Genomic DNA, 13473 nt, shown 5'->3' with positions numbered 1-13473 from the left:
TAGCCGAGCCATAAATAGCGCAGCGAAGCTTGTGTAAAAATGGCCGCAGGCCATACACAAAGCGAAGCTAAGCTTATGGCGTCGGCTACAGCCACTGGTTATGAAAGGCGGCACTCAGCTCCTGCTACAGGGATCTTTAGCCCGAGCGCAGGCGAGGGTAACCGCCAGACCAGAATGGGCAAGAACTCAGTTCTAGACCCACCCACTTTTTATATTCTTTAGTGCTCTACCGCCGTGGTAAAGGCTACCAGATTTCACCGCTACTCGCCGGAGCCACAACGATGCTGCTAATGGCACTTTCTATTTTTTTACTGACGCCCCTCTCAAGCGCGAGGAGTGACCAGCAGCAGGCTCAAAAGCCAATTAAAAAACGGTAAAAAAAGACACCGCCTCATAACGCCTGGCTCAGCGCGACATAGCGACGCAGAGCTTTTGTGTAAAAATGTGAGCGCAGCGAACATCACAAAAGCGAAGCAAAGCTTATGGAGTCGGCTGCAGCCATTTGTTATGGCATGGACCGCTTATATGGCACTTTATACGCTAGTGCCCGGCACTCCATGTACTTGTAACACGCCTCAGCGCCAAATGACTGGCACTGCTCTACAACAATCCCATTTCCACCACGATCTGAAGCCCTTGCTTTGAGCGTTTTCACGAGGCCCGACTTTGATGGACGTGGGTCTGAGGCCTTATCCTGACAGAATGCAGCCTCAACATAGCCAAGAGGAGTGGCATCATACTTGCCGATTTCCTCTTGAGAGTACTCTTTAACCGAGCCCGATTTAACAGCTGTATTGGCATACGGGCCGAGATTGGTACTCACCGTGAAATTGGAGCAACCCGAGACCAAGACAACGATAAAAATTGCTATTTTTTTCATTTTTTTTAGTTCAGAGAGCCATAACGCCTGGATAAGGCGCGCCACGCGAGCGCGCACACTTTTGTGTTACTTTGCGAGCCCCGCGAGCAACACAAAAGTGAAGCAAAGCGTAAGGCGTCGTCCTTCATTCACTGGTTAGCTTTTTCCTGGACTTAACCCATTGAAACCAGACCAAGCCGACGATGACTGCATTATAAATGATCAGCAAGTCAGGCCCACGGAAGAACTCTAACGGGAGCCAGAAGGCTACTGCCGTACTCACCCCCGACACAAGCAACATTCCTAGCATTGCAGGCCGGTGCCGATATTCCGCGAGCAAACCAAACATGCAGTGGAGCGCTGCTGTTCCGGCCATTGCATACGCTGCAACTCTTGTTGCGCGGTCTGGGTACAAATACACACCCAGTGAGAATGCAATAATTACGGGCAGCGCTCGTAAATCAATAAATTTACTGAAGCCCGAGCCGCCAGAGCTTACCCGCCCGCCGTACCTCTTATGTCCATCCATACTCAAAAAAAGCTAACGCCTTGCGCAGCGGCGGCTTACTTTGTGTACTTTTTGCGCGAAAATAGGAGCGAAGCGACTGCGCAAAAAGTGCGCAAAGTAAGACGTCGGTCTGCCGCAACTTGTTATGAGTTTCACCGTGGGAGGTACCAGAAGTACACATAGTACATTATTGGTTTCGGTATGCGACGCCTTGCATATGACTTAGGGTTTTTCTGGAACTCAGCTTTGAAACTCTTTAACTCCTTCTTGCCTTTAAGGGCCTGCATGAAAATCAAGCTAGAGAATAAAGCAACTAATACCGACTCAGTGTCTGGGGCGAACAAAGATGTAGGCACCATGATGAGTGCTAAAAGGCCGAATAGACCAGAAGAAATCTGATGGGCCAATAGCGACCGGTTTAACTCCTCGTACTTTCGACTCACTTCAGCAATGCTTGCAGATCTTCTCATTATTCTGACCTTGCTGACTCATAACGCCTGGCTTAGCCGAGCCATAAATAGCGCAGCGAAGCTTGTGTAAAAATGGCCGCAGGCCATACACAAAGCGAAGCTAAGCTTATGGCGTCGGCTACAGCCACTTGTTATGACAGCGGCGGACTGAAGTTGCTACGGAGTGCTTCCGAGCGCTAGCGAGGCCACTGCCTATTTTGAATGGGGAAGAACTCTGCCCCTCCCCACTGTACATTTTTTATTCTTTAGCGTTCTACCGCTATGGCACTTTCCCCGAACCAAGAATACCGTTTCCGCTTTGCCGATGCCTATAGAAGGCACGTTGGCATTGCCTGGTTTTGCGCTGCTGGGCGGTAAGGCACGATAGTCAGGTCAATGCTGCTGCCGATCAATTCACTACTTGAAAGGCACACGCTAGAAGGTGGCACTTAAAAACCACGATGCCTGCCACGGCACCATGCTGTTTGTTGCCGATTCACGGCTCAAGTGCGAAAGCCAACCATCAGCGGGGCAGAAACTAAATATAAGGCCCTAAAAATAAGGCCCCGCTTCATAACGCTTGGATAAGGGGCGCCGCACCGGCGCGCCACTTTTGTGTTAATTTGCGAGCCCGCGAGCAACACAAAAGTGAAGCAAAGGTTTAGGCGTCGCCCTTCATTCATTTGTTAGGCGGCTGCAGTCAACTGAATATTCTTGGTCTGACTGCATCATAACAACCCATACTTTCTTTTGTTTAAAATATTAGGATTAATGATACAGGCAATTCTAACCAATGACTCCTCAGCGGCAAACGTCATTTCCAGCCTGTTATATTTATTTTTATGCACTTTTAATGTCCCGAGAAAATTTACATATCCCTCTTTCAGTACTATTTTCACGCCATTTCTTTCTCTGAGATCCAGTGAGCCTTTTTTTTGCCCACCTTCCAGAATGGGGTCTTCGAATGCAATCTTTTCATGAAAATCAATATGATCCAGAAAATATATCCCATGCCTTATGGGCAATAAATAGCGCTCAATACGCAAGTGCTCTAGATCATAGCTTCCCTCTACTGAAAGCCATATAGGCGTTTTCTTTTTGTGCCCCTTCACCTCTACATCAAAGAGAATATATGTATCCTCCTGACATACTACTGCACACGGAAACAATATGCTTAGCAGTATTACCGCGATCTTTGCCATAAAGACGCCTAACGCCCGCTTCAGGCGCGCCAAGCGACGCGCCGTTTTTGTGCAAAAATGTGAGCGCAGCGAGCGGCACAAAACCAAGCATAGCTTTAGGCGTCGCCCTGCAAGCGCTGGTTAGGCGTTTTTAGTAGCGCTTGGGTTGTTCCGGCCATCCAGATGTATCACATTTTTGAACTTCTGCGAGATTTTTTAGGCGAGCGTTTCTATCAAGCAACGCATTGCCTTCGTGGCCAGGAGCATTGTTAAAATCAGCCAGACCAGGCCAAATCAACAACCCGAGCGCGACATCCTTAGCATCACTTGCATTATTTTTGTCAATTTTACGCTTCGCAGCCTCAGTATTGCCTTTATACTCCGCTTCCATGTATTCACACGTAAGTTCATGATCACCAGGTTGAACCGCCGCAATTGGGTTTGGCTCCGGCGTAGATACACACCCAAACAAAATTGACGATACACTCAAAACAGCTATTCCAGTTATTTTTTTCATTTTTAGCTCCATCCCCTTTTAAAAAATAAGTGCGCTAGACGAGGGGAAACGCCTAACAGCTTATTCAGTGTCACGGTGACGCGATCATGTGCGTCGGCGTGACGTGATTAATCCAATCGAAGCGACGCAGTCAAAGACGTCGGAGTGATCGAAAAGTCCGACGGTAATTCTACGCTCTTCCGGTTCTTTTATTGATTACAGCAACTTACACGCTTTGGGTGTGTTGCTGGCACGAAAAAACACTTCAAATACTACCCTATCCTTTGACCGACGGGGACTCTGAAAATACTGTGTATATAAACAGTCAGCAAGGAAGCTGCCCGTGTCGGAATTTTTGAAGCAGGTGCGCGATCAAATTCGCGGCACTCAGTACAGTATTCGTACAGAAGATACCTATCTCAACTGGATTCGGGATTTTCTGAGGTTTCATGGCTATCGCAGTGTCGATGAGATCGGGCCTGAAGAGGACATCCGTCGCTACCTCACTTACCTGGCGATCAAGCGCAACGTGGCCCCGAATACCCAGCGCACAGCGCTGAATGCGATAGTGTTTTTGTACAAGACGATCCTGAAACGCGAGGTGGGTGACTTCGGCGAGTTCACCAGGGCCCGCGCGCCCAAAAAGCTGCCGGTGGTGCTGAGCAAGACAGAGGTTAGCGGCCTGTTTCAGCAGCTTACGGGTGCCACCAAGCTGTGTGCTGCGTTGATGTACGGCTCCGGACTGCGGGTGATGGAGACGGTGCGCCTGCGGGTGAAGGATGTGGATTTCGAGAACCTTACCCTCACCATTATGGAGGGCAAGGGGCGCAAACAGCGGATCGTCACGCTCGCGCCGGAGCTGGTGGCAGCGCTGGAGCGGCAGATTGCAATAGTGACATCACTTTATGAGCAGGATCGCAGGGAGCCGGGCTGGGGCGGGGTGTTCCTGCCCTATGCCCTGCCCCGGAAAAACCCGGGCTGGGCGTTTGAGCTCTGCTGGCAATACCTGTTCCCTGCCGCCCAGTTCAGCACGGACCCGCGCTCTGGCAAGCGCCGCAGGCATCATATCTCGGAGCAGGTTTTGCAGCGGGCGATGAAGCGCGCGGTACGCGCCGCCGGCATCCGCAAGCCGGCTTCGTGCCACTCACTGCGGCATTCGTTTGCCACGCACCTGTTGGAACGCGGCGCAGATATCCGCACGGTGCAGGAGCAACTGGGCCATACCGATATCCGTACCACGGAGATCTATACCCATGTCATTAATCGCGGCGGCCACGCAGTGCGCAGCCCCCTGAGTGACCTGGTTGGGGATTAACCGGGCTCGCATCAGCCTACTCGGTCTGTGCGGAAACCGCCTCGGTCTCCGCCTGCTCACCTGCCGCAGCAAGGCTGCCCCTGTGCTCAAGTAACAAGGACATGTAGGTTTCCGCTGCAATGCGCGCGGTCGGCACTATGTCTGCCGGCGGCGCAACATCATCCAGCTCGAAAGTGATCGAGGGCACCTGGTAGCGCTTGAAAAAATAAGTCTTGGTGGTGGCCAGATTATTCTTGTGGGTCGCTTCGCGCTCGAATTTGATCGGAGCAGGACTCGCATTCATGCGCTCGGCCCACAGCCGGGTAAAGTCCGAAAAGATGGTCTGGCCATCGGCCTGGGTGTACAACACATTCTTCTTGGTGGAGTGGAAGTCCAGCATGCCCCACACCGGCGCATCGCCGAAGCGGCTTTCCAGGTAACGGATGACCTGCCTGGTTTCCTGTTGCTCAAACGGGCCCCAGTCACGGTTCAGGTCAGTGCCGCCGCTGTTGTGGCGCCAGTTGCCATTGGCCACACCATCCGGGTTCATATTCGGAATCACCACAACGCGGAACTGTTCCAGGAACGACCTGGACAGCGCATCCCCTTCGAATACGCGCTCTACAAAGGCACGCATCGCGAGCGCGCCGGTGATTTCCGGGGGGTGCTGCCTGCCGAGCAGTAATATCCGCGGTGCATAGGCTTCAGCGCTACCTGCGGTAATGGCATTGATTGCACGGCCCTCCAGGCTCTCTCCGGCTTGCTCGGACTGCGCCGCAATGGCGCCCTGTAGAAGTCCGGACATCCAGCGGTCGTAATTGGCATTATCCAGAATTGGCTGCGCCGCAACCCACTGGCTTCCCTTCCTTACGTCCAGGCGCAGCGTCGCACTGCGACCGTCCTCGGCTACCTCAATCTGGCTGTCGGATAACGGCTGCCAGTTGATCTTGTCACTGCTGAACTTGGGAAGGTACCGATGGAAGCCGTCTGTGTAATTCAGGTTGACCCTGATCGCTGTGTCCAGCTCCGAATCAACACGGAAGGCATACCACGGGCTCGGGTTGATGGGCCTGTTTTCGGGTACCAGCTTGAGTTCAAACTGGAAACCCGGCTGTACCTTGCACTGATTAAAGCGGCCCGCTTCAAAATCCCTGGACAGTTTCACGGCGCCACTGGCGCAGTCACTGACTTTCGAGCAGGACGCCAGCAACAGCACCTGCGCAATGGCCAGCAGGATCAGGCCGGCGCGGCCAAAAATACGATTCTGGAAATTGATCATTATTCTCTTTTCGTTCTGGAGACCGGATCAAAAACAAAAAAACCCCGCAGTGCGGGGCTTTCTGATCAACTCTCTGTCACGACCTCGTCGCGCAGCTCGCGGCGCAGGATCTTGCCGACATTGGTCTTCGGCAGCTCCTCCCTGAACTCGACAGATTTCGGCACCTTGTATGCAGTGAGGTTTTCACGGCAGTGCGCGATGACATCCTTTTCGGTCAGGTTCTGGTCTGCCTTGACGATGTACAGCTTCACCACCTCGCCACTCTTGGCATCCGGGATACCGACAGCAGCCGCTTCCAGTACGCCTTCGTGGCTGCATACCACGTCTTCCACTTCGTTCGGGTAGACGTTGAAGCCGGACACGATGATCATGTCTTTCTTGCGGTCGACGATACGGATGTAACCGTCGTCCTGAATCACGGCCATGTCACCGGTGTGCAGCCAGCCATCTTCATCGATCATTTCTGCAGTGGCTTCCGGACGCTGCCAGTAACCCTTCATCACCTGAGGGCCGCGCACACAGAGCTCACCCGGGGTGTTGTCCGGCAGCTCGTTGCCCTGCTCGTCCACAACCTTGACCTCGGTTGCCGGAACCGGCAGGCCGACAGTGCCCAGCTGGATCGCGGCTGCGGGATTGAAGGACACAACCGGGGAGGTTTCTGTCATGCCATAGCCTTCGCTGATACGACAGCCGGTGACTTCCTGCCAGCGCTCGGCGGCGTCATGGGTCAGGGCCATACCGCCGGAAACGGTGGTACGCAGTTTGCCGAAGTCCAGCTCCTGAAACGCCGGCTCGCGACACAGCGCATTGAACAGGGTGTTGAGGCCTGCAAAGCCGGTAAAGCGCACACCCTTCAGGGTCTTGATAAACGCCGGAATATCGCGCGGGTTCGGGATCAGCAGGCTGTGGTTGCCAGTGGCCATCAGGCACATGCAGTGAATCGTGAACGCATAAATATGATAAAGCGGCAGCGGCGCAACGTAGAGCTCCTCACCCTCGAGGATATTGCCCGCCAGGGCCTCACGCACCTGCTCCATATTGGCAACCAGGTTACGGTTGGTGAGCATCGCGCCCTTGGCAACGCCCGTGGTACCACCGGTGTACTGCAGCACCGCCACGTCTTCGGGAGAAACCTGTACCGGGGTGAAGCTGGCACTGGCGCCCTGCTTCATGGCCGCGGTGAAGCTGACCTGATTCGGGAAAGTAAACTCCGGCACCAGCTTCTTCACGTGCCTGGCCACGTTGTTGATGACGAAGCGCTTCAGCGGCGCGTGCAGGTCAGCAATCTCGGTGACGATCACCTGCTCGACCGAAGTCTCGGCAACCACTTCCGCCGCAGTTGGAGCAATATTCGCCAGTACCACCAGCGCCTTTGCGCCGGAGTCGTTCAGCTGGTGCTTGACTTCGCGCGCGGTGTAAAGCGGGTTGGTGTTGACCACGGTCATGCCGGCACGCAATGCGCCAAACACCACCACCGGGTACTGCAGCACATTCGGCAGCTGCACGGCGATACGGTCGCCCGGTTCCAGGCTGGTGTGGTTCTGCAGGTAGGCTGCAAACCTGGCACTGAGCGCGTCGATATCACCAATCGTGAGGGTGTGGCCAAGACAGGTAAAGGCAGGTCGATCCGCGTACTTGGCGCAGGCTTCGCCAAAGACGTCTATAACGGTACGATCGAGATCCAAGGGTCTTCTCCCAACTTATTGTTTTTTAGTCGTTTTGTATAAGCTCTGCGGCAATCCCTGCTCGGCAACCCGGATCAACACCAGGTAGTCACTATTGGCCGGTGACCAGCTCTTTTCATTCAGTATTCGAAAGGCGGGACTCTACCCCAGTGCAGTGCCCCTAACAAGCTTCACAGCTTACGCCGCGCGCGGCCCTTGTCAAAGCCTTCCCCCCAAAACCGGCAGTACAGCCCGGAACCTTTCGGGCCCAAAAACGGCGCGGCATAAAAAAGCCGACACACCCTGGGATGTATCGGCTAATGCTACCTCAGGATCAGACGCTGAAGTGTTCCGCGTCCAGTTCCATCAGGTTTTCTGCACCGCTGCGAATCGCGCTGGCGTGCATCGCGGTACGCGGCAGGATGCGGTCGTAGTAGAACTTGGTGGTCGCAACCTTGCCCTTGTAGAACGCTTCTTCACCGGTACCAGCAGCCAAATGCTCGTGCGCGACCTTGGCGGCACGCGCCCACAGGTAAGCGGAGACCACGTAGCCGGAGTACATTAGGTAATCGACGGAGGCCGCACCGACTTCGTCCGGGTTTTCCATCGCCTTGCCGCCCACGTGCATGGTCAGCTCGCCCCACTCCTTGTTCAGCTCGTTGAGCTTGGTGATGTAAGGCGCGAGTGCTTCGTTGTCGATCTCGGCCTGGCAGAACTTGTGCACGACCTTGGTGAAGTTGCGCAGCAGCTCACCAGAGCTCATCAGTACCTTGCGGCCCAGCAGGTCAAGCGCCTGCACACCGGTGGTGCCCTCGTAGATCATCGCAATACGCGCGTCGCGCACGTTCTGTTCCACGCCCCACTCGGCGATGTAGCCGTGGCCACCAAATACCTGCATGCCCAGGTTGGCAGATTCGAAACCGGTCTCGGTCAGGAACGCCTTGGCAATCGGCGTCAGGAACGCCAGCAGGTCGTCGGCGAGCTTACGCTCGGCTTCGTCCTCGCTCACCAGACGATCGGCCATCTGCAGGCAGTACAGCATCATCATGCGGCCGCCTTCGGCAAACGCCTTCTGGGTCAGCAGCATGCGGCGCACGTCCGGGTGCACGATGATCGGATCAGCAGCGCCCTCCGGGTTTTTCGGGCCGGTCAGAGAGCGCATCTGCAGGCGGTCTTTCGCATAGGCGAGGGACTTCTGAAAACCGTATTCCGCGTGCGCCACACCCTGCTGGGCAGTACCCAGGCGTGCCGAGTTCATAAAGGTGAACATGCAGTTCAGGCCCTTGTTCGGCGGACCGATCAGGAAGCCCTTGGCGCCGTCAAAGTTCAGTACCGCAGTGGCGTTGCCGTGGATACCCATCTTGTGCTCGAGGGAGCCACAGGTCACGCCGTTGCGCTCGCCGATGCCACCGTCCGCCGGCAGGAACTTGGGCACAATAAACAGGGAGATACCCTTGGTGCCAGCCGGCGCGTCCGGCAGGCGTGCCAGCACGATATGCACGATGTTCTCGGCCATGTCGTGTTCACCGGCGGAAATAAAGATCTTGGTACCGGTGATCGCGTAGGAACCGTCTTCATTCGGCTCCGCCTTGGTGCGCAGGATACCCAGGTCAGTGCCGCAGTGCGGCTCCGTCAGGCACATGGTGCCGGTCCAGGTACCTTCAATCAGTTTGCTCAGGTAGGTTTCTTTCTGTTCGTCGGTGCCGTGCGCCTCGACGGTGTTCATGGCGCCGTGGGACAGGCCCGGGTACATACCCCAGGACCAGTTACAGGTGCCGACCATCAGGCTGAGGATGCTGCCGAGGGACTGCGGCAGGCCCTGGCCGCCGTGGTCCACGCTGTGTGCCAGCGAAGGCCAGCCAGCTTCCACGTACTGCTGGTAGGCTTCCTTGAAGCCCTCCGGCGTTTTCACTTCGCCGTTGTCCCAGGTGCAGCCCTGCTGGTCGCCGATCTGGTTCAGCGGCGCCAGGACGTTTTCACAGAACTTGGCGCCCTCTTCCAGAATGGCATCCACCACATCCGGGGACGCATCCTCGTTGCCCAGTGCGGCGTAATGGTTATCCCAGTCGAACACTTCCCGCATGGCAAAGCGGTAGTCGCGAAGCGGCATTTTCAGATCTGTCATCCTGTTCACCTTTATAGACTTCTGAACGCTGTTAATGATCCTGCCGCATGCTGCCAGAGCTGAATGCTGGAGCTCTTGCAGGCAGGAACCCTCCGGTCAAAAACGTGACCGGATTAGCTCATTTATTCATGTTGACAGAATGATAGTAGCAAACCGGAAATATTCACTATGGCAAAAGAGACCCATTGGGCTAACAAAAACGGCAGGGACGGTGGCTGACCGGCCAACCGAGAATGGATTGGCCGCCAGCAAAAGAGAGAATTGAAACTGTTCAGTCCGGCGGAGCGGGAACGAGAACGGCAAGACAGAAAGAGGATCAGTCTCGCGCCGGTCCAGCGCCCTTGCGGTACTCGCCAGGGGTGACGCCGGTCCATTTCTTGAACGCGCGGAAGAACGCGCTGGCCTCGTCGAAACCGAGCATTTCCGCAATCTGGGTATTGGATAGATCCGGGCAGCTCAGGTAGTGGAACGCAGCCTCCATGCGACACTCGTCTTTCAGGCGCTGGTAGGAAGTCCCTTCCTGCTGCAGGCGCCGGCGCAGGGTGGTAACAGAAACATTCAGGCGCTCTGCGACCTCGTCAGCCGAAGGCATGGACTCACTCACATCGCGATTAAGAATGGTCTTTACCTTGGTCTTGATACTGGTGGCACTGCCATCGCTGATCACCAGGTGGTAGGGCGCAGTGCGGACAAAGTCGTCCACGGTCTGGGCACTCTGCACTACCGGATAATCCAGGTAACGGCTCTCATATTCGAGCGCGTTTGCCGGCTGTTCGAACAGCATTTCGACTGCCCCGCTCTCTGCCAGCGCGCCAAATTCCTGCGGCTGCGCAAAGGAAAAGTGCATGCGCGCCAGCGGGATGTCACGGCCGACCAGCCAGCAATGGAATCGATGCCAAACCGCCAGCGTGGTACGGATAGTGCCCGGCTTGGCACCGGCGATGAGTTCGTCAAACTCCCCTTCTGCGAGGGAGCTGATGCCGGTGATGGAAATCACTTCGCGGCCATTTTCACTTTTTCGCGCTGGCTTAATCTTAAAGCCCCGGCAGATTTCATTAAATTCACCGATCATGGTGATCGCCTGGCCGACCGTCGCACAGTTGATCACCGACAGGCACAACAGACGGAAGGAACCGGCACGCACCCTGCCCCCGCTGAGCATGCCAAACCACTCGTCCTGCATTTTCCACATGACGCGCTGGTACAGTCGACCGTACTTGATTGCTGAGAATGCCGCGCGCGTCTCTATTTCCGCTTCAGTGATACCGACAGAATCGAGCAGCTCCGCGCGGTCGCAGCCGCGTTGCTCGGCCTGGACCAGCAGATTGTGAACATAGGAAATGGGGATGCTGACATCCGCAGCGGCACTTTCCTGCACGCCCTGCATCATTGACCCCCATCCCGGTCACGGCGCGCGCGCAACCAGTTCAACAGCGCGCCCGCACAAAGTGCCAGCAGGATCATCGCCCCGAGAATGCCCAGCAACAGCAGCAGATACTTGAATACGTCCGCTACCGGCATACCCCAGCTGAAAACCGCCGCCCCGATAAAGGCGAGGCAGGCAAGAATCGAGAGGACAAAGGAACGACGACTGCGTTTCTTGGCCATGAGAGAAAGTCCCCGGTCTAAAAATCCGCCCGAAGTGTACCCACTCGGGGCGCGGTATGCACCTGTCCCGTGCACAGGCTGGTCAATCCGGGGCAGTATCGGGCACCCCTGATAACCGGGGCGCCCGGATCTGCTCTATTTTTCGACAGTTATCGTGATCTTTTCAGAGAGCACTGGCTTGTCGTGCGGGATATGCAGGAAGTTGCCCAGCAGCAATTGCAGCGTGTGCTTGCCCGGCGGCAGCGTGATCTCTGTTTCCGTCTGGCCGCCACCGAAATGCTTGATCTGATCCGTGGCTGGCAGCGGCTTGGTCAGATCCGGCAGCTCGCCTATGTTGATCAGGAGATGATGGTGCCCGGTATTTTCCTTATCGACACCTGCCGGTGCGACACCCATGCCGGAAAGCCCGAACTTGACCTTGAAGGTACCTTTTACTGTTGCACCATCCACAGGTTCAATAATGTACAGTTTTACCCCTTCAGGCGCCTTTGAGGGCTTGATCTCACCAGCGAACAAAGGGACCGCAAGCCCCAATGCCAGCACCAGCGCAAAAACCCGTTTGAACAGTCCCATCTGATACATATTTCCCTCCGAATCGTTTGCCAATATCCCGCCCCTCGCCCCGAGGCGACGCCATTTCAGAAATCGGCAGTCAGCGACAGGGTGAGGCCATCTTCTGAATAGCCGGTCGAGATACTCACGCCATTATAGGGTGATGAAAAATAAAAGCTGCTGAGAATGCCCAGTGCCGCCCCAGCGACTACATCCTCCGGATAATGATGGTCGGAGCGTACCCGGCTGTAGCCGACAAAGGCTGCAGCAACGTAAGCCGGAACAGCCTTTCGCAGGCCGTAGCGCCGATGCACAAAGGCTGCCCCCTGGAACGCCACCGAGGTGTGCCCGGACGGGAAGGATTGTGCCTGCTCACCGTTGGGCTTGAGCTTGTTGACGGCGCGTTTGAGGCCATGGGTCACCAGCAGGTTTGCGGCCATGGAGTGCATGAACTGGCGGCTACCCTCCCAGTCCTTGTTCCAGACTGTCATGCCAAGCGCCGTAGCAGGCAGCAGGATCTGCAAGTGGTCTCCGGCCCGCTCGATATCATCCGCAGCAGAGGTCGCCAGCGGTGCAAATACGAGCGCCAACAGCAATACCTTGAATAACCTGAATGCCCTGACCGCCATTCAAACACCTCACCTAGCACGTACACCCGTGCAGGTCAGCATAGAAAACAATGGATCAGGCAGGCATGGAGGCTGGCGCCATTCTACGAGCGCCCGCTAATTAGCGGGCTAGTAAATAGCGTGAACGGTGATTAATTAGCTTTTTAGAGGTTACGAGAAACGCGCCCTTCATGCGTCCATTCACACCGCACCTGCATATTGCCGGAACCCGGCTCGTGGCAAAGGCCGTCAGACTCCCAGCTGAAGGAATGGGTGCCGGACAACTCGGTTTCCAGGTGTACGGTGGCGGAGACCCAGTACATACGCGCCAGCAGCTCCTCGAACTTCTTCATCCACTGGTCCCATTCGTATTCCACTGCGCGATAGGAAGCGCCGAAGTGGATCACGTCGGTGTGGTACTGGGATTGCTTAACCTTGACGGTGGGAATGGAGAACATGTCCCTGCAGAGGAACGGCCATTCGTCGGCGCTGGGTAACTCTAGGATGGCATTGCGATTTGCGCGCCGGCGATCGGCGCCACCCGCGAGGCTGTTCACATCCTTGATGCATCCGTAAACAATGCTTTCCTGATCGCCTTTCAAAGCTCACTCCCGCTATACCAGCACAGGGGCTTTTGCTTTTATTGCGGCCGCTCTTGATCAGCTGATCAGCCGGATTGCCCCTGACTTCGGCCGGCGACAAACATCCTTGCCGGCACCAGAGTCTACTTTACCGAGCAATCCGGATATCGGCTAGTACTATTGCGCCATTTAATGTATCAGTCGACACTTGGCAGGCGTCATCCAATCAACAAAAATGAACACCTGCCTTTGTCGCGTACAAAAATCGC

The 13473-nt window shown here is 55.6% G+C and carries 12 protein-coding genes; 1 reads left to right on the top strand and 11 read right to left on the bottom strand.

All coding sequences use genetic code 11. The features are described from left to right. Positions 1-505: 505 nt before the first annotated feature. The 3 genes from QSJ80_RS09970 to QSJ80_RS09960 all read right to left on the bottom strand — a co-directional run bounded on the left by QSJ80_RS09970 (position 506) and on the right by QSJ80_RS09960 (position 3514). Complete coding sequence (locus QSJ80_RS09970; protein WP_285764289.1) at positions 506-925, bottom strand: hypothetical protein; 420 nt, start codon at positions 923-925, stop codon at positions 506-508. A gap of 1619 nt (positions 926-2544) precedes the next feature. Continuing rightward, complete coding sequence (locus QSJ80_RS09965) at positions 2545-3018, bottom strand: hypothetical protein (protein WP_285764288.1); 474 nt, start codon at positions 3016-3018, stop codon at positions 2545-2547. Between the two features lie 130 nt (positions 3019-3148). Then, positions 3149-3514: a hypothetical protein gene (locus QSJ80_RS09960; protein ID WP_285764287.1), complete on the bottom strand. Its 366-nt coding sequence runs from the start codon at positions 3512-3514 to the stop codon at positions 3149-3151. 322 nt (positions 3515-3836) lie between these two features. Between QSJ80_RS09960 and QSJ80_RS09955 the strand changes: the two genes are divergently transcribed. Beyond that, entirely contained in the window at positions 3837-4808 is a 972-nt protein-coding gene (locus tag QSJ80_RS09955) for an integron integrase (protein ID WP_285764286.1), read from the top strand. Between the two features lie 16 nt (positions 4809-4824). On the opposite strand, the gene QSJ80_RS09950 is transcribed toward QSJ80_RS09955, so the two are convergent. The 8 genes from QSJ80_RS09950 to QSJ80_RS09915 form a co-directional block, all read right to left on the bottom strand. Continuing rightward, on the bottom strand, positions 4825-6066 hold the full coding sequence (locus QSJ80_RS09950; RefSeq protein WP_285764285.1) for a M14 family metallopeptidase: 1242 nt from the start codon (positions 6064-6066) through the stop codon (positions 4825-4827). Between the two features lie 65 nt (positions 6067-6131). Next, a complete protein-coding gene (locus QSJ80_RS09945; RefSeq protein WP_285764284.1) occupies positions 6132-7751 on the bottom strand; it encodes an AMP-binding protein in 1620 nt (539 codons plus the stop codon). A gap of 313 nt (positions 7752-8064) precedes the next feature. Continuing rightward, positions 8065-9855, bottom strand: a complete 1791-nt coding sequence (locus QSJ80_RS09940; RefSeq protein ID WP_285764283.1) for an acyl-CoA dehydrogenase C-terminal domain-containing protein — start codon at positions 9853-9855, stop codon at positions 8065-8067. 316 nt (positions 9856-10171) lie between these two features. Continuing rightward, positions 10172-11245: an AraC family transcriptional regulator gene (locus tag QSJ80_RS09935; RefSeq protein WP_285764282.1), complete on the bottom strand. Its 1074-nt coding sequence runs from the start codon at positions 11243-11245 to the stop codon at positions 10172-10174. Next, entirely contained in the window at positions 11242-11463 is a 222-nt protein-coding gene (locus QSJ80_RS09930; RefSeq protein WP_285764281.1) for a hypothetical protein, read from the bottom strand. The genes QSJ80_RS09935 and QSJ80_RS09930 overlap by 4 nt, the downstream gene beginning before the upstream one ends. A gap of 135 nt (positions 11464-11598) precedes the next feature. Further along, complete coding sequence (locus QSJ80_RS09925; RefSeq protein WP_285764280.1) at positions 11599-12045, bottom strand: DUF4399 domain-containing protein; 447 nt, start codon at positions 12043-12045, stop codon at positions 11599-11601. A 56-nt stretch (positions 12046-12101) separates the two neighbouring features. Continuing rightward, positions 12102-12644: a phosphatase PAP2 family protein gene (locus tag QSJ80_RS09920; protein ID WP_285764279.1), complete on the bottom strand. Its 543-nt coding sequence runs from the start codon at positions 12642-12644 to the stop codon at positions 12102-12104. Between the two features lie 143 nt (positions 12645-12787). Beyond that, the gene (locus QSJ80_RS09915) at positions 12788-13225 is read right to left on the bottom strand and encodes a hypothetical protein (protein WP_285764278.1); all 438 of its coding nucleotides are present in this window, start codon (positions 13223-13225) and stop codon (positions 12788-12790) included. Positions 13226-13473: the final 248 nt, after the last annotated feature.

This window comes from Biformimicrobium ophioploci, from assembly GCF_030270605.1.
In the GTDB taxonomy this organism is placed as follows: domain Bacteria; phylum Pseudomonadota; class Gammaproteobacteria; order Pseudomonadales; family Cellvibrionaceae; genus Biformimicrobium; species Biformimicrobium ophioploci.
This window is presented reverse-complemented; position numbering and strand designations above follow the sequence as displayed.